The 22983-nt window shown below is 64.9% G+C and carries 17 protein-coding genes; 14 read left to right on the plus strand and 3 right to left on the minus strand.

Annotated features, from left to right (window positions below):
- Positions 1–28 precede the first annotated feature (28 nt).
- The 6 genes from ACIPPQ_RS14115 to ACIPPQ_RS14140 all read left to right on the plus strand — a co-directional run bounded on the left by ACIPPQ_RS14115 (position 29) and on the right by ACIPPQ_RS14140 (position 8962).
- Positions 29–2095, plus strand: coding sequence for a prolyl oligopeptidase family serine peptidase (locus ACIPPQ_RS14115; protein ID WP_446544694.1), 2067 nt, complete (start codon positions 29–31; stop codon positions 2093–2095).
- A gap of 70 nt (positions 2096–2165) precedes the next feature.
- Complete coding sequence (locus tag ACIPPQ_RS14120) at positions 2166–5018, plus strand: valine--tRNA ligase (protein WP_446544695.1); 2853 nt, start codon at positions 2166–2168, stop codon at positions 5016–5018.
- Positions 5018–5506, plus strand: coding sequence for a hypothetical protein (locus ACIPPQ_RS14125; protein WP_446544696.1), 489 nt, complete (start codon positions 5018–5020; stop codon positions 5504–5506). Before ACIPPQ_RS14120 ends, ACIPPQ_RS14125 begins: the two co-directional genes overlap by 1 nt.
- A gap of 98 nt (positions 5507–5604) precedes the next feature.
- Positions 5605–6963: an MATE family efflux transporter gene (locus ACIPPQ_RS14130; RefSeq protein ID WP_446544721.1), complete on the plus strand. Its 1359-nt coding sequence runs from the start codon at positions 5605–5607 to the stop codon at positions 6961–6963.
- Between the two features lie 95 nt (positions 6964–7058).
- Positions 7059–8231, plus strand: a complete 1173-nt coding sequence (locus tag ACIPPQ_RS14135; protein ID WP_446544697.1) for a sensor histidine kinase — start codon at positions 7059–7061, stop codon at positions 8229–8231.
- Positions 8231–8962, plus strand: coding sequence for a LytR/AlgR family response regulator transcription factor (locus tag ACIPPQ_RS14140; RefSeq protein WP_446544698.1), 732 nt, complete (start codon positions 8231–8233; stop codon positions 8960–8962). Before ACIPPQ_RS14135 ends, ACIPPQ_RS14140 begins: the two co-directional genes overlap by 1 nt.
- A 70-nt stretch (positions 8963–9032) precedes the next feature.
- On the opposite strand, the gene ACIPPQ_RS14145 is transcribed toward ACIPPQ_RS14140, so the two are convergent.
- Positions 9033–9383, minus strand: a complete 351-nt coding sequence (locus ACIPPQ_RS14145; protein ID WP_446544699.1) for a UrcA family protein — start codon at positions 9381–9383, stop codon at positions 9033–9035.
- Positions 9384–9650: 267 nt separating this feature from the next.
- On the opposite strand from ACIPPQ_RS14145, the gene ACIPPQ_RS14150 reads away from it, so the two are divergent.
- On the plus strand, positions 9651–10106 hold the full coding sequence (locus ACIPPQ_RS14150) for a hypothetical protein (protein ID WP_446544700.1): 456 nt from the start codon (positions 9651–9653) through the stop codon (positions 10104–10106).
- A gap of 4 nt (positions 10107–10110) precedes the next feature.
- On the opposite strand, the gene ACIPPQ_RS14155 is transcribed toward ACIPPQ_RS14150, so the two are convergent.
- Positions 10111–10506, minus strand: a complete 396-nt coding sequence (locus ACIPPQ_RS14155; protein ID WP_446544701.1) for a hypothetical protein — start codon at positions 10504–10506, stop codon at positions 10111–10113.
- Positions 10507–10649: 143 nt separating this feature from the next.
- On the opposite strand from ACIPPQ_RS14155, the gene ACIPPQ_RS14160 reads away from it, so the two are divergent.
- Entirely contained in the window at positions 10650–12173 is a 1524-nt protein-coding gene (locus ACIPPQ_RS14160) for a BCCT family transporter (RefSeq protein WP_446544702.1), read from the plus strand.
- Between the two features lie 17 nt (positions 12174–12190).
- On the opposite strand, the gene ACIPPQ_RS14165 is transcribed toward ACIPPQ_RS14160, so the two are convergent.
- Positions 12191–14266 (minus strand): M13 family metallopeptidase, encoded by a 2076-nt coding sequence (locus ACIPPQ_RS14165; protein ID WP_446544703.1) that lies wholly within the window; start codon positions 14264–14266, stop codon positions 12191–12193.
- A gap of 298 nt (positions 14267–14564) precedes the next feature.
- On the opposite strand from ACIPPQ_RS14165, the gene ACIPPQ_RS14170 reads away from it, so the two are divergent.
- From ACIPPQ_RS14170 to ACIPPQ_RS14195, 6 genes are all read left to right on the plus strand, one after another.
- On the plus strand, positions 14565–15827 hold the full coding sequence (locus tag ACIPPQ_RS14170) for a surface lipoprotein assembly modifier (protein WP_446544704.1): 1263 nt from the start codon (positions 14565–14567) through the stop codon (positions 15825–15827).
- A gap of 102 nt (positions 15828–15929) precedes the next feature.
- Positions 15930–16271, plus strand: a complete 342-nt coding sequence (locus ACIPPQ_RS14175) for a hypothetical protein (protein WP_446544705.1) — start codon at positions 15930–15932, stop codon at positions 16269–16271.
- The gene (locus ACIPPQ_RS14180) at positions 16225–18537 is read left to right on the plus strand and encodes a transferrin-binding protein-like solute binding protein (RefSeq protein WP_446544706.1); all 2313 of its coding nucleotides are present in this window, start codon (positions 16225–16227) and stop codon (positions 18535–18537) included. The genes ACIPPQ_RS14175 and ACIPPQ_RS14180 overlap by 47 nt, the downstream gene beginning before the upstream one ends.
- A 126-nt stretch (positions 18538–18663) precedes the next feature.
- On the plus strand, positions 18664–21555 hold the full coding sequence (uvrA, locus tag ACIPPQ_RS14185; RefSeq protein ID WP_446544707.1) for an excinuclease ABC subunit UvrA: 2892 nt from the start codon (positions 18664–18666) through the stop codon (positions 21553–21555).
- 92 nt (positions 21556–21647) lie between these two features.
- Complete coding sequence (locus ACIPPQ_RS14190) at positions 21648–22385, plus strand: hypothetical protein (RefSeq protein WP_446544708.1); 738 nt, start codon at positions 21648–21650, stop codon at positions 22383–22385.
- Between the two features lie 134 nt (positions 22386–22519).
- Positions 22520–22921: a hypothetical protein gene (locus tag ACIPPQ_RS14195; protein WP_446544709.1), complete on the plus strand. Its 402-nt coding sequence runs from the start codon at positions 22520–22522 to the stop codon at positions 22919–22921.
- The last annotated feature ends 62 nt before the right edge of the window (positions 22922–22983 follow it).

Raw genomic sequence — 22983 nt, forward strand, 5'->3', positions numbered from 1 at the left:
CGGCGCGCCGCATCGCTAAACCGCTTTCATGCGAAACCACATCCTCTGCAGCGCGATCGCGCTCGCCGCCGCCCTCTCTACCCCCGCCTTCGCCCGGCCGATGACCGAGGTCGACCTTGCGACACTGAAGCGCGTCGCCGCGCCGACCGCGTCGCCCGACGGGCGCTGGGTCGTGTTCCAGATGACCGAGACCGAGGGCGAGACGTACAAGCGCTCGACCGGGCTGTGGCTCGTCGACCGCAATGCAAAGGACGCAAAGCCCGTCGCCATCGCCGATGCCGCGGGCAAAAATGAAACCGCCCCCGCCTTCGACAAGGACGGCATCCTCTATTTCCTTTCGAACGCCTCGGGCAAAAGCCAGGTCTGGCGCGTCGATCCCAAGGCGGGCGGCGCGGCAACGCAGGTGACCGATACCAAGGCCGACGTGTCGGGCTTCAAGATTTCGCCCGATGCAGCGAAACTGCTCGCATGGGGCGACATCGCACGCGAATGCACCGACTTCGGCTGCGATGCCAAGGACAAGGGCGCGCTTCCCGGCCCCGGCGCCGGCCGTCTTTACAGGGATGGCGCGGGCTTCGTCCGCCACTGGGACGAGTGGGAAACCCCCGGCACTTACAGCCGCCCCTTTGTCTTCAATCTCGCAGGCGGCAAGGCGAGTGCCGCGCGCGCCGTCGACGCGGGCCTGACCGGCGACAGCCCGTCGAAGCCTTTCGGCGGCGGCGAGGAACTCGCATGGGGCGCCGACAGCCGCACCGTCTTCTTCACGCTGCGCAAGGCCGACCGGAACGAACCGATGTCGACCAATCTCGATATCTATAGCTGGCTCGTCGACAGCCGGATGATGCCGGTCAACCTGACGCAGGACAATCAGGCGACCGACACCCTGCCCACCCCCTCGCCCGACGGCAAATGGCTCGCCTATGCCGCGATGGCACGCCCCGGCTATGAGGCCGACCGGCAGGTGCTGATGCTCCGCAATCTCGAAAGCGGCGAAACGAAGAAACTGACCGATGCGTGGGACCGCTCGGTCGGCTCGATCGCCTGGGCACCCGACGGCAAGTCGCTCTATGTGACCGCGCAGGACACGCTCGAGCATCCGGTGTTCCGCGTCGACGCCGTGACGGGTAAGGTCGAGAAGCTGAAAGCGACGACCGAAGCCTTCGAAGGCAATATCGGCGACGTTAGCCCGCTGCCCGGCGGCGCGCTTCTTTATTCGCGCAACAGCGCACTTGCGCCGACCGACCTCTTCGTTCGCGACGCGAAAGGCAAGGTGAAGCAGATCACCGCGGTCAACGCCGCGCGCCTCGCTGAGTTCGATCGCGTCGAACTCGATCGCATCCAGTTCGCGGGCGCGAACGGCGACAAGGTGTGGGGCATGATCCTGAAGCCCGTCAGCCCCGTGCAGAAGCTGCCCGTCGCCTTCATCGTCCACGGCGGCCCGCAGTCGAGCTTTGGCAACAGCTGGTCGACGCGCTGGAACCCGCGCGTCTTCGCGCAGCAGGGCTATGGCGTCGTCACCGTCGATTTCCACGGTTCGACGGGCTATGGGCAGGCATTCACCGACAGCATCAACAAGGATTGGGGCGGCAAGCCGCTCGAGGACCTGAAGCTCGGCCTCGCCGCGGCGGGCAAGCAGGATGCGCAGCTCGACCTCAATAACGCCTGCGCGCTCGGCGCCTCCTATGGCGGCTATATGATGAACTGGATCGCGGGTCAGTGGACCGACGGCTTCAAATGCCTCGTCCAGCATGACGGCGTCTTTGATCTCCGCGCGATGGCGTTTGAGACCGAGGAATTGTGGTTCGACGAATGGGATCATGGCGGCCCCTGGTGGGAACGCACCGACCCCGAAAAGTGGAACCCGGTCAATCATGTCACCAAGTGGAAAACCCCGATGCTGGTGATCACGAGCGAGAAGGATTTCCGCATCCCCTACAGTCAGGGCCTCGCCGCCTTCACGGCGCTCCAGCGCCGCAACATTCCGTCGGAACTGCTCGTGTTCCCCGACGAAAACCATTGGGTTCTGAAGGGCGCAAACAGCGTCCAGTGGCATCAGACGGTGTTCAACTGGCTGGGCAGCCACCTCAAAAAATGATGACGACAGGGGGCGTGGGTAACCGCGCCCCCTTGCCGCCTCGCCCCCCGGCTGGCAAAGGCGCCGGGCTATGCCGATGGAAAAAACGTTCGATCCCGCCGCTATCGAGGTGAAATGGGCCCATGAATGGGAAAGCCGTGGACTCTTCCGTCCCGCGCGTCCCGATGCGACACCCTTCACGATCGTCAACCCGCCGCCGAACGTCACCGGCGCGCTGCATATCGGCCATGCGCTCGATAACACGTTGCAGGACGTGCTCGTCCGTTACGAGCGCCTGCGCGGCAAGGACGCGCTGTGGGTCGTCGGCATGGACCATGCCGGTATCGCGACGCAGATGGTCGTCGAACGCCAGATGGAAGAGCGGCAGGACAAGCGCACCAATTACAGCCGCGAAGATTTCATCGACAAGGTGTGGCAGTGGAAGGCGGAAAGCGGCGGCCAGATCACCGGCCAGCTTCGCCGCCTCGGCTGTTCGATGGACTGGTCGCGCGAGCAGTTCACGATGGACCCGCATTTTACCGAGGCCGTGGTCAAGGTGTTCGTCGACCTGCACAAAAAGGGGCTGATCTACCGCGACAAGCGCCTCGTGAACTGGGATCCGAAGCTCAAGACTGCGATTTCGGACCTCGAGGTCGAGACGCACGAGGTGCAGGGCGGCTTCTGGCACTTCAAATATCCGCTCGCCGATGGCGTGACGCTCGACGATGGCCGCGATCATATCGTGGTCGCGACGACGCGCCCCGAAACGATGCTCGCCGACATGGCGGTCGCGGTGCACCCCGACGATGCGCGCTACAAGAGCGTGATCGGCAAGGATATTCTCCAGCCGCTCACCGGCCGCCGCTTCAAGGTGGTCGCCGACGAACATGCCGACCCCGAGCTGGGTTCAGGCGCGGTGAAGATCACGCCGGGGCACGACTTCAACGACTTCGACGTCGGCAAGCGCGCGGGCTTCAAGCCCGCCGAGATGCTCAACATGCTCGACGGCGACGCGAACGTCATCCAGACCGCCGATGGGCTGGTCCCCGACGAATATCTCGGCCTCCACCGTTTCAAGCGCGACGGGGTCGACGGTGCGCGCGAACTCGTCGTGACGCGGATTAAGGAAGCGGGCTTCCTCATCCCGCACGTCGACAAGGACGGCGGCGAGCACGACTTCGAACCGCGCACGATCCAAACGCCGTTCGGCGATCGCGGCGGCGTGGTGATCGAGCCATGGCTGACCGATCAATGGTATGTCGACGCCGAAACGCTGGCGCAGCCGCCGATGGCGGCGGTGCGCGACGGGCGCATCAACATCGTCCCCAAGACGTGGGAAAAGACCTTCTTCAACTGGATGGAGAATATCCAGCCGTGGTGCGTCTCGCGCCAGCTCTGGTGGGGTCACCGGATTCCGGCGTGGTATGGGCCTGCGAAAACGACAGGCGGCCAAATCGTCGATGGGCATGTGGGCTTCACTGGCGTCGAAAAGAACCGCTTAGAAAGCATTTTCGTAGGTGAATCCGAAGATGTTATTCGGAAGCAGGCCGTGGAATTTTATAACATCGAAGGCCTTACCGAAGATCACATCTTCTTTGCGGATTCCCACGACCAGAAAGACGAGTGGCGTGAGAAGCTGAGGGAGAAGGATCTTCCCGGTGCGATAATTTTGACTCGCGACGCCGACGTCCTCGACACCTGGTTCTCTTCCGCGCTCTGGCCCTTCGCGACGCTCGGCTGGCCCGAGAATAGCGACCTGCTGAAGCGCCACTATCCCAACGACGTCCTGATCTCGGGCTTCGACATCCTCTTCTTCTGGGATGCGCGCATGGCGATGCAGGGGATGGAGTTCATGGGCGACGTGCCGTGGAAGACGCTCTATCTCCACGGCCTCGTCCGCGCGCCCGACGGCGCGAAGATGTCGAAGTCGAAGGGCAATGTCGTCGACCCGCTCGGGCTGATCGACCAGTATGGCGCCGACGCGCTGCGCTTCTTCATGTCGGCGATGGAAAGCCAGGGCCGCGACATCAAGATGGATGACGCGCGCCTCGCGGGCTATCGCAATTTCGCGACCAAGCTCTGGAACGCGGCGCGTTTCTGCGAGGCCAATGGCATTTCCGCCTCGACCAGCCTTGAAGCGCCCGCCGCGGCGCTGCCGGTCAACCGCTGGATCATCGGCGAGGTCGCCGCGACCGTTGCGGCGATGGAGACCGCCTTCGCCGCCTATCGCTTCGACGAAGCCGCGAACGCGATATACAGCTTTGCGTGGGACCGTTTCTGCGACTGGTATCTCGAACTGATCAAGGGCGCGATCGACGACGAGACCAAGGCCGTCGCCGGCTGGGTGCTCGACCAGATCCTCGTCATGCTCCACCCCTTCATGCCCTTCATCACCGAAGAGCTGTGGACAGGGCTTGGCGACCGCGCGGATTATCCGTTGATCACCGCGAAATGGCCCGCTCCGGACGCCGCGCGCGATACCGACGCCAGCGCCGACATCGACTGGCTGATCAAGCTGGTCAGCGAACTGCGCACCGCCAAAGCCGAACTTGGCCTGCCGCCGGGCGCGCGCCTGACCGCGCACTTCCCGGCGTCGCTGAAGGGCCGCACCGACAAGCTCGCGGCGCAGCTCGACCGCCTCGCGCGCCTCGAGAACGTGAGCTTCGACCCCGCCCCCGCTGGCGCCTCGGCGCAGCTCGTCGTCGAAGGCGAGACGATCACCGTCCCACTCGAAGGCGTGATCGATATCGCCGCCGAGCGCGACCGGCTGACCAAGGCGCTCGCCGCCGCAGCGAAGGAACGCGACGGCCTCGCGGGACGCCTGAACAACCCGTCGTTCGTCGAACGCGCCAAGCCCGAAGCGGTCGAAAAGGCGCGCGCCGATCATGCCGCCAAGGAGGCCGAAGCCGATCGCCTGACCGCCGCACTGGCGCGGCTGGGGTGATGCGCGGGTTGCGGGTTCCGCTTCTGGCCACGGCGCTGCTGTTCGCGGCGCCGCTGGCTGCAAGCGAAGCCGCCCCGCATACCCCCGCCGTCGGCAGCGCCGAGCGCATCGCGATCCTCGACACGCTGCGCTCGCACCCGGATTTCCGCTTCACCTTTCGCCATCTCAGGGTCTGGCACGACGGCGATCGCGCGATCGCCTATGCGGAGGGCGACAATGGTGCGATCGGTGGCTTCAAATTTATCCTGACGCGCGATGGCACAGCGAGCTGGCGCACCGTCTGGGGCGAAGGCGACGGCGGCAGCGATAGCTGCGCCGCCGGGGCGCGCCACTATGGATGGGCGCTGACGCTGATCCAGTCCTATCATGTTGCGCCCGATCGCCTGTTCCCGGGCGTTACCAAACAGACCCGCGAGTTCGAACGCAAGGCGAAGGCCGATCCCGAGCTCCAATGCACTGGCGACCTCGAAGGCGGGCCCGCGCGTTGAGCGAGGATGGTCCCGTCACCCCGACCCCCGTCGCAGCCGCCGCCGATCCGGCCGCGAGCCCCGTCCCGCCGCGCCAGACCGCACGCGGCGGCGGGCGGATGGACCTGACGCAGGGGCCGATCACCAAGACATTGATCCTCTTTGCGCTGCCGACGCTCGCGTCGAACGTCCTCCAGACCTTGTCGGGTTCGGTGAACGCAATCTGGGTCGGGCAATTCCTCGGCAACAGCGCGCTCGCCGCGACCGCCAATGCGAACATCATCATGTTCCTGATGTTCGGCGCCTTCTTCGGCTTCGGCATGGCCGCCACCGTGCTGATCGGTCAGTCGATGGGCCGCGGCGATATCGACGCCGCACGCCGTGCGACCGGCGGCGTGATCGGCCTCGCGCTGATCTTTTCGGTCGTCATCGCGATCATCGGCTGGTTCGCGTCGGACCAGATATTGCGCTGGCTCGAGACGCCGCCCGAGGCCTTTGCGCTCGCGCATGATTATCTCCGCGTCACCTTCCTCGCGGTCCCCGCGTCGATGCTGTCGGTCACCTTGATGATGGCCTCGCGCGGTGCGGGCGACGCGATGACGCCCTTGCGCTTCATGATCCTCGCGGTCGTGCTCGACATCGCGTTCAACCCCATCCTGATCCTCGGCCTCGGCCCCTTCCCCCGCCTCGGCATCGCGGGCAGCGCGCTCGCGACCGCGCTCGCGGGGACGATCAGCCTCGCGGGCATGATCGGCTGGTTCTACGCGAAGAACCATGTTCTGCGCCTGCGCGGGCATGAACTCGCCTACCTCCTTCCCAAATGGTCGGAGCTGCGCTTCATCATCGGCCGCGGCCTGCCGATGGGCGCGCAGATGCTCGTCATCTCGGGCGCCGGGCTAGTCATGGTCGGGCTCGTCAACCGCGAGGGGCTCGTCACCGCCGCTGCCTATGGCGCGACGCTCCAGCTCTGGAATTATATCCAGATGCCCGCGCTCGCGGTCGGCGCCGCGGTCAGCTCGATGGCGGCGCAGAATATCGGCGCCGGGCGCTGGGATCGTGTCGCGTCGGTGACGAACAGCGGCATAGCGATCAACCTCGTCATGACGGGTGTGCTGATCGTCCTCCTCCTCGTTTTCGACCGCGCCGCACTCGCGCTCTTCCTCGGCAGCGAAAGCCCCGCGATCGAGGTGTCGCGCAATATCCAGCTGATCGCGACCTGGACCTTCCTGCCCTTCGGCACGACGATCGTGCTCATCAGCACCTTGCGCGCCAATGGTTCGGTCGTCCCGCCGCTCGTCATCCTGTTCCTGTCGATGTTCCCGATCCGCCTCGGCATCTATTATTTCGGCTATCCGGCGGTCGGCAGCGATATCCTCTGGTGGAGCTTCCCGCTGTCCTCGCTCGCTTCGCTGGCGATGGCATGGGCGATCTATCGGCGCGGCAACTGGCGCCGGGCGCTGCCGCAACCCGTGGCCTGAGCGGCATATGGCTTTCGACCAAGGCGCGCGCAGCTTCGACTGGCGGCCCGGCGCACGCTAGCCATCGACCGGCTTTTGGCGCTAAGGCAACGTCAATGAATGTGACAAACCGCAAAGACGCGCTACGCGATCAGCGCGCGAAAATGCTGGCGGCGGCGCCCGACTGGCGCGCCTCCGACGCCCGCGTCAATCCGCGCGTCGCGATCGGGTCGATCATCGCCATGTGGCTGATCTATTTCCTGATCACGACGGGCCTCGCGATGCTCACCGGAGCGCCCGAGCAATGGCCCTCGGCCGGACGCCGCGCCGTCGTGGTGATCGCGGGCATTTTGTGCACCTTCGTGCTCTACCAGCTCCTCCGCCGCGCCCAGCCGCAAAGCTTCGGCGCGCGGCTCGCGGCGGCGCTCGGCGCCGCGGTGCCGCTGGTGATCGTCTATGCGACGGTCAACCTGCTCGTCTTCTATTACTGGTTCCCCGTGTCCGACGGCGCCAAGATCATCGAGGAAATGCAGGCGAAATATCCCGGCGCATGGGAAACGGTGCTGATCCTCGACAGCTCGATCCGCTGGTATTTCTTCTTTGCGGTATGGGCCGCACTCTATGTCGCCTTCGGCTATGCCAACGAGATGCGCGCGGTCGAACGCCGCGCGAACCATTTCCGGATGGAAGCCAAGAATGCGCAGCTTCGCGCGCTGCATTACCAGGTCAATCCGCACTTCCTGTTCAACACGCTCAACTCGCTGTCGACGCTCGTCCTCAAGGGGTCGAAGAGCGAGGCCGAGACGATGATCATGAACCTCTCGTCTTTCCTCCGCTCCAGCCTCGCGGTCGATCCCGAACAGCTTGTCAGCCTCGACGAGGAAATTGCGCTCCAGCGGCTCTATCTCGACATCGAACAGACGCGCTTTCCCGACCGGTTGCAGGTCGCGGTGACGATGCCCGACGAGCTGAAAAATGCGTGCGTACCGGTGCTGATCCTGCAGCCGATCATCGAAAATGCGATCAAATATGGTGTCGCACCGACCAAGGGGAAGATCGCGATCCGCCTGTCCGCCAGCGCCGAATATGGCCTGCTGGTGCTCCGCATCGAAAATGATATCGACCCCAAGGCGCCGGTTCCGGCTTCGGGAACCGGGCTGGGACTGGGCAATGTCCGCGAACGCCTGTTGACGCGCTATGGTCCCTCGGCTGGATGCGAATGGGGCAAGTCGGACGATGGCGGCTTTGTCGTGTCGCTGTGGTTGCCGCTGGCACGGGAGGCCTGCTGATGATCCAGACGCTTCGCACCCTGATCGTCGACGACGAACCGCTCGCGATCGAACGCTTGCAGATCCTGACAGGACAACAGGACGGCGTGTCGCTCGTCGGCACCGCCAGCGACGGCGCCTCGGCGCTGCGGATGGTCGATGCGCTCGCGCCCGACCTCGTGCTCTGCGACATCGCGATGCCCGATCTCAATGGCCTTGAGGTCGCCGCCGCGATCGAGGGGCTCGACAATCCGCCCGCGGTGGTCTTCGTTACCGCTTTCGATCGCTACGCGGTCGCCGCGTTCGACGTCGCGGCGGTCGACTATCTGCTCAAGCCGGTCTCGCCCGACCGCCTTGCGCGCGCGCTGTCGCGCGTGCGCGAATGGCGCGCGACCGAACGCGCGCCCGCGCAGAAAAGCAAATGGATCAACGAGTTCTGGGTCCAGAACCGCGGCGAGATGCTGCGCATCGATGCAGGCCAGGTCGACCTGATCGAGGCCGAGCGCGACTATATGCGGCTGCATGTCGGCGGGCGGAGCTGGCTGATCCACCAGACGATCAAATCATTGGAAGCGCGCATGAACCCCGACCAGTTCATGCGAATCCACCGGTCGAAGATGATCCGCCGCGAAGGCATCGTAGGGCTGAAACATCATGGCGACGGCGCGTGGAGCGTCGACCTGGGCGAAGGCGGCGTGCACCGCATCGGCCGCACCTATCTGCACGACGTCAAGGCGATCATGCAGGGCTGAACCGAAAAGCGGCCATGCCACCAACCGGGGGCATGGCCGCTTTTTTTTCCGTCACCGGATCGCGGGGCCGTCAGGGTGCGGCGTTGATGACGATCCGGCCGCGCTCGGCGAGCCGTGTGCCGTCGCCGCTGATCAGTCCGGCCAGCTTCACATCGGCGTCGGCCATTGCGCTATCTTCGCACTGCCGTGCGCTGGCCTGCTGGCTCAAGGTTTGCCGGTAATGCGCACGGCTGCCGCACACCGTCTGCACCGCAAATTTGATGCGCGTGTTGAGCCGTTCGCGACCCTGGACGCTCGACAGGTTCAGGTCGTCATACCGAACAACAACGCTGCGCCGCTCGCCATCGCCTTCGGCCGCAGCCGGGACGGCAAAGCCGACGAGCGCGACCGGCGCGGCCAGCAATAAGGAAAGTTTCGCCATGGGGGAGTCCTCTCTTCAAAAGGATGCGGGATACCGGTTGGCGGACCGGGGAGACCGTCGTCCGATATCCCGCAAGGGGGTGATACTCCCTAGACGTCATCAGAATCGCGTTTGGATCGATCGGCGCGAACAGCGGCTCGATTTGCGGACGAAAGGCGCTCATCCGTCGACCAACGGACAGCCGGCGGGCAATATCATGGCGCAGGACTTGCATCATACGCACAGTCATGAGCAAATCTGTCGATGGCGAAGAAATTATCTTTCGCCGTGAGTCGGCATAGAGGCGCGCGGCTGCTGCGTTGGTCGCTGCTGGCGCTCGCAGGCGCTGCCGGCGGGATTGCACTTGGCGACATGGCGGCGGGATCGCGACTGGGCCGCGGGCCGGGCGAGCCCGCGTCCTATTCGCACCTCAGCGCCAACCCGGGCGCACTGACCGCGCAAGGCGAAGGTGCCGCACCTTGCCCCGATTGCGCGGACAGCTATGGCGTCGCTATGCGACTGCGCGCGAGCCGCGACGACCGGATGAGCGACGAATTCCGCGAACTCGGTGCGGTCGAGGCCGACGTATCGCCATCCCATGACGTGCGCGACGATTATCGCTACGGCGGGCGCTTTCCCGACCCCGAGCCGCCTGTGGCAGCAGCAAGCGACGGCCCTCGCATCATTTCACCGGCGGGCGAGGACGCACCCACCGATGAAATGGCGCCCGTTCCGGCAAATTGACGCCTTAGTGCGGCGGCGTTGCCGGAGCAGCGCAGCGCGTCGTGTCGCCCGCCTTGCACGCGGCGACATCGGCTTCCCACTTCATCCGTTCTTCGGCGGACATCGCGGCAACACGGGCCTTCTCCGCCTCATAGGCGGCGGTTTCCTCGGTAAACACCTGCTGGTCGTGTGCGACCTGCTGCTGCGCGGCCGATACTTCCTGCGCATAGGTCGTGTTGTCGGCCTTGGCGCGCGCGGCCTGTTCGGCATTGAGCCGCGCCGTATTCGAGCGCTCTTCGGCGGTCGTACCGTCCTTGTCGGGCTTTTGCGCCGTCGCCGTTGCGGCCGGCGTCTGAAAGGCCATCGCCTGCCCCGACGCGACCAGCGCGAAAGCGACGGCGGCCAAAATTGTCCTGGTCATCGAAGCATCTCCTTCAATCCATCCTTCTGCCGGTCCAACGCTTTGCGCAACCGGCCCGTTCCCGGCCGCGAATTGACCTCGTCCGGGGCAACCGCCATGCTGGTCGTCCGCACCATGTCCGATTGGCCGATCATTTGCCAGCATTGCCGACACACCCCCTCAATCGCCCGGTGTTTTTCACGCCGCTCGCGGTGCTTCTCGCCGCTGTGGTCCTCAGCCTGTGGCAGGGCGCCGCCGTCGTCGCGATCGAAACGGCGATCAACGACTGGATTCTGCGCCATTTCTCGCCAATCTTTGCCTGGGCCGGGGTCGGTTTTCTCGTTCTGCTCGGAGGGATCGCACTGTCGCCGCTCGGCGGACGGATCATCGGCGGGGCGGATGCGCAACCGATATTGACCCGCTGGCGCTGGTTCGCAGTGACGCTTTGCACCACGATCGCTACCGGCATCCTGTTCTGGGGCGCCGCCGAGCCGCTGTTTCACCTCAACGACCCGCCCGCGATGCTCGGGCTCGAACCGGGCAGCGACGCCGCCGCGACCTTTGCCATGTCTACGATGTTCCTGCACTGGACGCTGACGCCATACGCCATCTACACCGTTGCCGGGCTCGCCTTTGCACTCGTCTATTACAACCGCCGCGAACCGTTCAGCCTGTCGTCGCTGTTCGTCCCCCTCCTCGGTCAGCGCGCGCACGGCCCGGTCGGGACGGGCATCGACATCATCTGCCTCTATGCGCTCGTCGCGGGGATGGCCGCATCGCTCGGCGCCGGCCTGCTCGCGCTCGCCGGCGGGATCGAGGGGATCGGCGGCTTTCAGGGCGGGACGGCGCTGCGCTGGGCGATCGCGGCGGCGATCGTCGCGAGCTTCCTGATTTCGGCCGCGGCGGGCCTGCAAAAGGGCATCGCGGGGCTGTCGGTGCTCAACACCTGGCTGTTTTTCGCAATCATCGCCTTTGTGCTGATCGCGGGGCCGACGGTAGAGATGTTCGGCCTGTCGCTGCGCGGCACCGCCGACTATTTCCAGACCTTCCTGCCGCGCAACCTGGGGCTCGACGTCGATACGGGCTGGCACCGGCAATGGACGATCTTCAACTGGGCGAACTGGTTCGCATGGGCGCCCGTGACCGCCTTGTTCCTCGGCCGCCTCGCGGTCGGCTACAGCGTCCGCGCCTTCATCCTCTATAACCTCATCCTGCCGTCGCTGTTCGGTGCCGTGTGGATGACCGCAATTGCGGGCGCGACGATCGCGCTCGACCAGCAGAGCGGTGCCGGCCTCTATGCCATCCTGACCGCGCAAGGCCCCGATCCGGTGCTGTTCCGCCTGTTCAGCGCCTTGGGCGGCGGGTCGGGCGTTGCGGCGATCGTGCTGTTCGCCATCTTCCTCTCCTATGTGGCGGGCGCCGACGCCAATGTCTCGGCGATGAGCGCCCTATCGACGCGCGGCATCTCGCCCGACGCGCCCGAAGCGCCGCTCTGGGTCCAGTCGGTTTGGGGCGTTACGGTTGGGCTCGTCGCGCTGGTGCTGGTCGCAGGCGGCGGCATCGACGGCATCCGCATGATGTCGGTTCTCGGCGGCTTCCCCGCGCTGTTCGTCATCGTCGGCGCGGCGCTGTCGCTCGCCGTAATGGCGGTACGGGGACGGCACGAAGCCGCCCCCGCCCGATCCTGAGAAAGGGGTCTCAGGACTTACCAGATCCGCGTGCGTTCCTCGGGCTTCAGATAATATTTGGCGCCCGCGGCGACATTGAACGCCTTGTACCACGCATCGACGTTGCGCACAGGTCCGATAATGCGCCAGCGCGCCGGGCTGTGCGGGTCGCTCGCGACCTGCTGTTTGATCGCGTCCTCGCGCTGCTTCGTCCGCCAGGCCTGCGCAAAAGCCAGGAAGAAGCGCTGATCGCCGGTCAGTCCGTCGATCACCGGCGCGGGTTTGCCGCCCAGCGACCGGCGATAGGCGTCATAGGCGACCTCGAGCCCGGCAAGGTCGGCGATATTCTCGCCCATCGTCAGGTCGGGGTTGATGAACGACCCCGGCGCCGCCTCATAGGTAGCATATTGCGCGCCGAACGCCTTCGCCTGCGCATCGAAGCGCGCGGCATCCTCGGGCGTCCACCAGTCGCGCACCGCACCTTCGGCGTCGATCTTGCGGCCCTGATCGTCGAAGCCGTGCGTGATCTCGTGGCCGATCACCGCGCCGATCGCGCCATAATTGACCGCGTCGTCGACGCTCTCGCTGAAATAAGGCGCCTGCAGGATGCCCGCCGGGAACACGATCTTGTTCTCGAGCCCGCCGTTATACGCGTTCACTTCCTGCGGGTTCATCGACCATTTCTTACGGTCGACGGGCTTGTTGAGATCCGACAGAGCATAGGCATATTCGAACGCCGCGCTACGTTTCACATTGCCATAAAGGTCGGCGGGGTCGATCTTCAGCCCCGAATAGTCGCGCCATTTGTCGGGATAACCGACCATCACGTCCATCTTCGCAAGCTTGGCCAGCGCCGCATCCTTCGTCGCCGGCGCCATCCAGCTATTGCCCCGAATGCGATCGCCCATCGCGAGTTTCAGGTTGGTGACGAGCACCTCCATCTTCGCCTTTGCGCTCGCGGGGAAATATTGCTTCGAATAGGTTTCGCCGACGAGTTCGCCGAGACTGCCATCGACGAGCGTCAGCCCGCGTTTCCAGCGCGGGCGCAGCTCGCCCACCCCGCTCAGCGCCTTGGTGTATTCGAAGCGGCTGTCGACGAACGCCTTGGACAGGTAAGGCGCGGCATTGTCGGCGACGTGGAACTGCTGCCACAGCTTGATCGTGTCGAGCGGCGTCTTCGCATAAAGCGCGGCGATATCGCGCACCGCGGTCTTTTCGTTGACGATGATGCGTTTCTGCGGCGCGATGCCGGCACCGGCGAACCAGGCCTTCCAGTCGAGTCCCGGCGCATAAGCGGCGAGTTCGTCCGACGACATCGGGTTGTTGATCTTGCCGATGTCGCGGCGGTCGGCGATCGCCCAGCTGACCTTCGCAATTTCGGTCTCGAACGCCATGATCGCATCGGCCGCCTTTTCGGGGTCGGCGTTGCCCGCCATCTTCATCGTCCGCGCGATATAGGCGCGGTACGCGTCGCGTTGCGGCTTGAAGCTGTCATTGAGGTAATAGTCGCGTTCGGGAAGCCCGATTCCCGCCTGTCCCAGCCACAGGACATTGACCGTCGGATCGGCGGTGTCGGCATAGGGCCCGCCACTGACGATCGTCGAACCGAACGTCCCCTGCGTGCCGCCCATGAAGCGCGCCATTTCGCTCTTGTCCTTGATCGCGGCGACCGCGCCGAGGTCGGCGAGCAAGGGTTTGGCGGCGAGCGTTTCGACGCGCGCCTCGTCCATGAAGCTCTGGTACAGCCCGCCAACCTGGCTCGTCGCCGGCGCCCCCGACACGACGGCGCGCAGCTGGCGCTGGGTCAGGTTATAGACGTCGTAATCGACCCCCGCCGACGCCTGGTCGGCCGGAATCTCGGTGCGCGCGAACCAGCCGCCATTGGCATATTTGTCGAAATCGTCGCCGGGCTTCACCGACGGATCGCGTGCATCGAGATCGACACCCCATTTACCGAAGGTGAGCGCCTTCAGCGATCCGGCCCCGGCGGCGCCTCCCGCCTCGTCGGCGGCCGCCGTCAAGGGCGCGGATAGCGTCGTTTCGCTGGCGAGCACGGGCACGGCAAGTGCCGCGGCGATTGCAAGGCCTGCGGCCCCCGCAAAAATTGTCTTCATTCCCCAATCTCCTCACATCCCGCGCACCGTCTCCGACGGGGTCGCGGCCATGTTCGACTTGTCCGCCCGGGATACGAGGCGGTCAAGCGAGAGCGCAGACATTGGTCGACGGGAATCCCGCTTTGGTAGATTTGTCTGCTTCGGATCGGGGAAGATATTGACGTGGAACATTTATATGCCGATGGCACGAGTGCGGCAACGGCCGCTTTCGCTGGGGGGCAAAACAATAAAGATATGGATGTCGGCGGCCTTGGCGACCGCGGCTTTTTATAGCCCTCCGGGCCAGGCCCAGGAACATGTGACAACCCCGACCACAGAACCGGTTCGGGTCTCCGCCGAGCAGCTGTTCGCCTTCGCGGACCAGGCGCGTGCAGCACGCGATTTCGCGGCCGCGGAAACCGCCTATCGCGCGCTTGCGGGCGATCCCGACATCGAGCTTCGCACCGAAGCCCGTTTCCGGCTCGCGATGATGTTCGCCGACGACCTTGGAAGGCATCGCGACGCCGCGGTGCTGTTTCGCGAGATCCTCGACGAAAAGCCCGGCGCCGCGCGTGTCCGCGTCGAACTCGCCCGTATGCAGGCGATGCTCGGCGACCTGCGCGCGGCCGAACGCGAACTGCGCTCCGCGCAGGCGGCGGGCCTGCCCCCCGAGGTCGAACAGCAGATCCGCTTTTATGCGGCTGCGCTCCGCGCGCAGAAACCCTTCGGCGGGTCGGTCGCGATCGCTTTCGCGCCCGACAGCAATATCAACCGGGCGACGCGGTCGGACACGCTTGGCACGATCATCGGCGACTTCACGCTCGACGAGGATGCGAAGGCGCGGTCGGGATTAGGGCTCGCATTGCGCGGACAAGCCTATTTCCGCACCGGCATCGACAAGCGCTCGCAATTGCTTGTCCGTGCGTCGACCTATGCCAATCTCTATCGCGCCGAGCAGTTCGACGACATCGCGCTCTCGATCCAGGCGGGTCCCGAATATGCGTCGGGGAAGGACCGGATCAACATATCGGGCGAAGCGACCTGGCGCTGGTACGGGCTCGATCCCTACAGCTTCTCGGCGGGTGTCGGGGCGACCTGGCAGCATCCGATGGGCGACAAGGCGCTCTTGCGCGTCGACGGTCGGGTCTCCGACGTCGACAATCGCCGCAACGCGCTCCAGGATGCGACGAACCTTCAGCTCGCCGCATCCTATGACCGCGCCTTTTCGCCGAAGTTCGGCGGCGGCCTCCAGCTCAGCGGCAATCGCGAGGCGGCCCGTGATCCCGGATATTCGACGACATCGGGCGGTCTCACCGCCTATCTCTTCCGCGAGTTGGGGCAAACGACGCTGACCGTCAGCGCCGGCTATAGTCGGCTCGAATCCGACCGCCGCCTCTTCCTTTATCCGCGTCGGCGCGTCGACGACCGGCTCCAGGCTTCGATCGGCGGCCATTTCCGCTTTCTCAAGATCGGCAGCTTCGCACCAACAGTGAAAATCGGCTGGGAAAAGAATAAATCGACCGTTGAGATTTGGGATTATTCCCGTATCAGTGCAGAATTCGGCATAACGTCCGCTTTTTAAAGCGTATATTGCCGGGAAAAATGGAACAGGGGGGCCTGATCAAATGAAAAATAGCTTCGCGGCCGCTGCGTCGTCGCTTGTCATGGCATTTGCGCTGTCCGCATGCGGCGGCGGTGGAGGCGGCGGCGTCAACAGCACGCCCACGCCCCCCACACCGACGCCGACCCCCACTCCGACGCCAACGCCGACTCCGACGCCGACGCCGACGCCAACGCCGACGCCAACGCCGACCCCCACTCCAACTCCAACTCCCACTCCAACTCCCACGCCGACACCGACACCGACACCGACACCGACACCGACACCCCCCAACACCAGCTTTGTGGATATTCGGTCGAGTCAGAGTTTTTCGAGCACGGCGGCGTTGGGCGCCGCAAGCTTTCCGAAGAACGGCGATGTGCCGACGCTCTCGGCAAGATTGGGTGGTGCGACCATCGCCTATGATGCGGGCGCGCAGGCCTATTCGGTCACCGTGGGAAGCCGGACGGCAACGTTTTTGCCGGCCAATATCGATGCGGCCCAAAGCAATTCGTCGATAACCGTCTATACTCTTGGCACCGGCCCCACGACGCAATCGCTGACGATTACCAAGCCCGGAGCGTCCGGTCGCTTCAATTACCAATATGTTCAAGGCGCTTTCTGGCAGTCGATCACCGACGGAACGGCGACCGTGTCGGGCACACTTGACGCGATGACCTATGGCTTCCCCACCGCGGACACCGCGGTTCAGCGGTCTGGCCGCGCCGAATATGTCCTCGATTTCCTGGGCGCCCGCACGCATGGGGCAAGCCTCGTAGGCTTTTCGGGAGACGGAAGGGCACAGGTCGACCTCGCGACCGGCGTTCTCACGATCAGAGGATCGATCGCCTATCCCGGCGGATCGGGCGATACATTCGGCGGCGAGGCCACGATCGCGGCGGACAGAAACCGGCTCACTGGCAGCTTTTCCTTGGGCTTCGATATCAGGGGACAGATATCGGGTGCGCTATACGGCCCGCATGGACAGGAAATCGGTGCCAGTTTTGCCGGACAGGGGGTTAGCGATCCGACCAGCATCGTGGCCGGGTCGTTCCTCGGCCGCGGCGGTGCAGTCGCCAACCTGCCTTTCAATCCCGCGGCGGTAAATGTCGATGCGTCCGGATTGGCAACGCAAACCAATGCAGGCGCGTCGTCGGTCAGCAACAGCGCCGCCCGCAATCTGCCGCTCGTCGCCAATTTCGATTCGGCGAGTGGAAAATATACGCTGATCAATTCGGACCGGTCGATCGTGATCGCTCCGGGCGAGACCCTTTCCTTCGCGCGCGATACAGACGGGCTGACCGGCCGGCTGATCAACAGCAACTACAGCGACGTCAAAAGCTTCGAGTGGCGCGAGACGCGTGAACGCGGCAGCGACCGCTTCGTCTATCTGTACAATTTCATCACCGGCAACCAGACTGCGGCCGCGAACGTGCCGACGATCGGCCAGGCGGGCTATACGCTAGACCTGATCGGATCGGTCGCCGACAGCAATATCCCGGGCCTTGGCGAGATATTCGGCCAGGGAACGGCCTATATCGATTTCGGCACCGGTGCCGTTTCCGCGTCGGGTACGACGATCGCATATAATCCGACCAGCGGCGGTTCCAGTTTGGGCGGCGATTTTTCGGCGACTGCGCAAATCGGCAGCGGCCGCAACCAGTTTGCCGGCGCGTTCCAGATCAGCGGATTTGGTTCTTATACAGGCAATTGGGCAGGCCGCTTCTTTGGCGCTGGTGCCGGCGAACTCGGCGCTTCGATTTCGGCGACAAGCGGCTCGGGCGGTGTCGTTTCAGCGACCCTGATGGGCAAGCAGAGCCCCGACCTCGACACCCTTCCTCGCCTGACCGAATTGACCAGCCCGCGGACCTTCCGGGCAAACTCGGCGGAAATGACCGGCAGCAACCCTTTCGTGAACCGCCATCCACTCACGATCACCTATGATCCGGCAACGCAAAGCTATAGCTTCAATACCGAGCAATATACCGGTTTCAACGTTCCCCACATCGACATCGGCCCCGCCCAGCTCGACACGGCGCGGAGCACGGCTTCGATCGCGGTCTACACACCTGCTCTGGCCAACGACACCGCCACGGTCCGCATCTTCAAACCGGGCGGATCCAATCCAGTGCTGGCGCTGTCATACGCCAGCTTCGCAACGATCACCTCGGCGCCGAAAATGCTGCCAGACGTCCAACGGACGACCACATTATCCTATCTCTACGGCATACAGACTCCGCGACTGCAGATGCCGACTTCGGGCAGCGCCAGCTATGCCGGTATCATCGCTGGTGGCGGCTCCGTCTATCAGAACGGCACCGCGGCATCATACGACCTCGGCGGCACCAGCCGCTTCGCGATGGATTTCAAGGCGGCCACATTCACCGGTTCGCTGGATATAACAGGTGTTTCGATGGCGGACGCTTCATCGCGCCAGTTCGGAATATTCGGCATCAGCGGCTCGATCGAAGGTAACATCGGCGTGGGGGGACAAGGCTCTTTTGCGACCGCGAATGGCCAGATCACGGGGGCGAACGTCGAAACAAACTCGTTCAACGGAGCCTTCTTCGGGCCACGCGGCGTCGAGTTCGGCGGTGTGTTTGCCATTTCGCAGCGCGTGCCCGGGACCGTGACCAATCAGATATTCCTTGAGGGCGTCACGGTCGCCAAGACGTGCGCGGGCAGCTGCTGACGCATGAATGGCCAAGAGAGACCCGACAATTCGGCGGGCTCTCTTGCCGCGCAGGCAGGGTGCCCCTAAATTTGTCCGGATATCTCGCCTTGCGCGGCGGGAACAAATCTGGAACAAACCTCTCCCATGAGTCTCACCCACATTAAAGTGCGCGGCGCGCGCGAGCATAATCTCAAGGGCGTCGACGTCGACCTGCCGCGCGACGCGCTGATCGTCATCACGGGCCTGTCGGGCAGCGGCAAATCGTCGCTCGCCTTCGATACGATCTATGCCGAGGGACAGCGACGCTATGTCGAGAGCCTGTCGGCCTATGCCCGCCAGTTCCTCGAAATGATGCAGAAGCCCGATGTCGAGCATATCGACGGGCTGTCGCCGGCGATCAGCATCGAGCAGAAGACGACGAGCCGGAACCCGCGCTCGACCGTCGCGACCGTCACCGAAATCTACGATTATATGCGCCTCCTGTGGGCGCGCGTCGGCATCCCCTATTCGCCGACGACGGGCGAGCCGATTTCGGCGCAGACAGTCAGCCAGATGGTCGACCGCGTGATGGAATTGCCCGAGGGGACGCGCGCTTACCTCCTCGCCCCTGTCGTGCGCGGGCGCAAGGGCGAGTATAAGAAGGAACTCGCGCAGTGGCAGAAGGACGGCTTCACACGCGTCCGCATCGACGGCGAATTCTACGAGATCGGCGAGGCGCCGGCGCTCGACAAGAAATACAAGCATGACATCGAGGTCGTCGTCGACCGCGTTGCCGTGCGCGAAGGGCTCGAAACGCGGCTTGCGGACAGCTTCGAGACCGCGCTCAAGCTCGCCGAGGGACTCGCTTATGTCGACCTCGCCGACGGTCCCGTACCGGGGCGCGAGGGCGAGGACACGGGCGGCGCGATGAAGGGCGCAGGCATTCCCGCGAACCGGCTGATCTTCTCCGAGAAATTCGCCTGCCCCGTCTCGGGCTTCACGATCGCCGAGATCGAACCGCGGCTGTTCAGCTTCAACGCGCCGCAGGGCGCGTGCCCCGCGTGCGACGGGCTTGGCGAACGGCAGGAGTTCGACCCCGACCTCGTCGTCCCCAACCACGCGCTCAGCCTGAAAAAGGGCGCGATCGTGCCGTGGGCGAAATCGAACCCGCCCTCGCCTTATTATATGCAGGTGCTCGAAAGCCTCGGCAAAGCCTATGGCTTCGACCTGACGACGCCCTGGCAGGACCTGCCCGGCGAGGTGCAGCTCATCATCCTCTATGGCAGCGGCGGCAAACCCGTCGAACTGACCTTCAAGGACGGCAAACGCAGCTACACGACGCACAAGGCGTTCGAGGGCGTCATCGGCAATCTCAACCGCCGCCTGCTCCAGACCGAGAGCGCGTGGATGCGCGAGGAGCTGAGCAAATATCAGGCGCCGCATCCGTGCGAGACGTGCCACGGCGCGCGCCTTCGCCCCGAACCGCTCGCGGTGAAGATCGCCGGCGAAGACATCAGCATGTCGGCGCAGCGGTCCGTGGCGGACGCGCTCGGCTGGTTCAGCACGCTCGACGAGAAATTGAACGACACGCAGAAGCAGATAGCCAAGGCGATCCTCAAAGAGATCAACGAACGCCTGGGCTTCCTCAACAATGTCGGGCTCGATTACCTCAACCTCAACCGCACCTCGGGCACGCTCTCGGGCGGCGAGAGCCAGCGCATCCGCCTTGCCTCGCAGATCGGTAGTGGTCTTTCGGGCGTGCTCTACGTCCTCGACGAGCCGAGCATCGGCCTCCACCAGCGCGACAACGACCGGCTGCTCGCGACGCTCAAGCGTCTCCGCGACCTCGGCAACACCGTGATCGTCGTCGAACATGACGAGGATGCGATCCGCCACGCCGACTATGTCGTCGACATGGGCCCCGGCGCGGGCCTGCACGGCGGTGAAATCGTCGCCGAGGGTACACTCGAAGAGGTGCTCGCGAACACGAAGAGCCTGACCGCCGCGTACCTCACCGGCGCGAAGAAGATCGAGGTGCCGAAGCATCGCCGCAAGGGCAATGGCTTCGACCTCGTGCTCAAGGGCGCGCGCGCGAACAACCTCCAGAATGTCACCGCGAAGATCCCGCTCGGCACCTTCACCTGCGTCACCGGGCTGTCGGGATCGGGCAAGTCGAGCCTGATCATCGACACGCTTTATGCCAGCGCGGCGCGCGTGCTCAACGGCGCGCGCATGATCGCGGGGCCGCACGATAGCCTCAAAGGGCTCGAGCATTGCGACAAGGTGATCGACATCGACCAGTCGCCGATCGGCCGCACGCCGCGCTCGAACCCCGCGACTTATACCGGCGCCTTCACGATCATCCGCGACTGGTTCGCGGGCCTCCCCGAAAGCCAGGCGCGCGGGTACAAGCCGGGGCGCTTCAGCTTCAACGTCAAGGGCGGGCGCTGCGAGACGTGCACCGGCGACGGGCTGATCAAGATCGAGATGCACTTCCTGCCCGACGTCTATGTGACGTGCGAGACGTGCCACGGCAAACGCTACAACCGCGAAACGCTCGAGGTGAAGTTCAAGGGCCACAGCATCGCCGACGTGCTCGACATGACGGTCGAGGATGCGGCCGAATTCTTCAAGGCGGTGCCCTCGATCCGCGAAAAGATGGCGATGCTAGTCCGCGTGGGGCTCGGTTACATCAAGGTCGGGCAACAGGCGACGACCTTGTCGGGGGGCGAGGCGCAGCGCGTCAAGCTCGCCAAGGAACTCTCGCGCCGCTCGACCGGGCAGACGCTCTACATCCTCGACGAGCCGACCACCGGCCTCCATTTCGAGGATGTTCGCAAATTGCTCGAGGTGCTCCAGGCGCTCGTCGACCAGGGCAACAGCGTCGTGGTGATCGAGCATAACCTCGACGTCATCAAGACCGCCGATTACATCCTCGACCTCGGCCCCGAAGGCGGGGTCAAGGGCGGCGAAATCGTCGCCGCGGGCACCCCCGAGCAAGTGGTGAAGGAGAAGCGCAGCTTCACCGGCCAGTATCTGGCGCCATTGTTGAAGTAATTGCCCCACCCCCTGTTGCAGACTCGATTGACAAGGCACTGACAGCCTTGCAAGTAACCTCTGGCCGCACTCTGCGGCTTGGGGGAAAATGGATGAATTACCTGAGGGGCGCGGCCGCTTTTGCGGCCTCTTTTACCATGCTTTCGATTTCGGTGCAGGCGCAGGAAGCCGCGGCACCCGTCGCCGAACCCGCCGCAGCGGCTGAAACCGCCGCCGCGCCCGCCGCGGTCCCAGCCGTTGCTGCGGCACCCGCCATCGCCGTCGCGGCGCCCGCCCCCGGCCTGACGCTGCCGTCCTATACCGAAGTGATCCTGACGCCCGATGCCGAGGCGAACAGCAAGAAATTGCGCGAGGGCCACACAGTGCCGATGCGCACCGTCTTCGACGTGATGCACAATGGCGTCGTCGTGATCCCGAAGGGCACGCGCGGCATGGGCACGGTGACCTGGCGTACCGGCAAGGGCGCGTTCGGCAAGTCGGCGAAGATGGAGATCACCTTCAACGAACTGACGCTGCCCAACGGCCACCGCCTGCCGCTGGCGGGGATGCACCGGCAGGAGGGCGAAGGGAACACCGGCGCCGCGGTCGGCGCGGCGATCGCGGTCGGCGTGTTCGGCGCCTTCGTCACCGGCAAGTCGGCGATCATCCCGGTCGGCCAGCATCTGATGGCGCGGACGAACGAGCCGCTCGCCTATGTCATTCCGGCGGGTGCGGTGGTCATCCCGACCGCGCAGCTCGCGCCCGCAGCGCCCGCCGCGGTGCTGACGCCCGCCGCCGCGGCTGCACCCGCAGCCGAGCCGGCGGCAACGGCCACGCCGACCGGGGGCTGACCGACCGGACAGGCCAAATCCACAGGAGGGTCCCGGACGCGCGTCGGGACCCTTTTGCCTTTCGGCGAAGCGCTGGAGAAAGCGCGCGCACCGGGCTAGAAGGCGCGCACGATCCGCGGCGGGAGTTTCATGCGATGCCCCTTGGTCCGATGCGCCTTGCCCTTCCCTGTGCCGCGGCGCTTCTCGCGGCAGGCCCCGCGACCGCGGCAACGCCCCCACCTTCGTCCGCCGCCTCCTCGCCCGAGCGCGCGCTCGAAGCCTATGCCGAGGGGCTGCGCACCGGGCGCGTCGAACTGTTGCAGGCGCTGTTCCTGCCCGACGGGCAATTCTGCACGCTGGCCGACGACGACGCTGCCCCGATCGGATGCCGGCGCTTCGCCGAAGTGATTGGCGACTGGGCGGCGCGGCCCGATCCCGCCGCGACCGGGCGCATCCTCGACCGCCACGACGCGGCGCCGTCGATGAGCGCGGTGACGTGCTCCCCTGATTGTTACCAGTCAGAGGTAGAGTCCGGCTCCTTCATGATGGTTGATTGATGGGATGGCAATGGTCCTGGGGGCATGCCCCCAGGACCATTGGCCGGCGATCTCGGCGGGTG

The organism is Sphingopyxis sp. LARHCG72 (genome assembly GCF_052871675.1).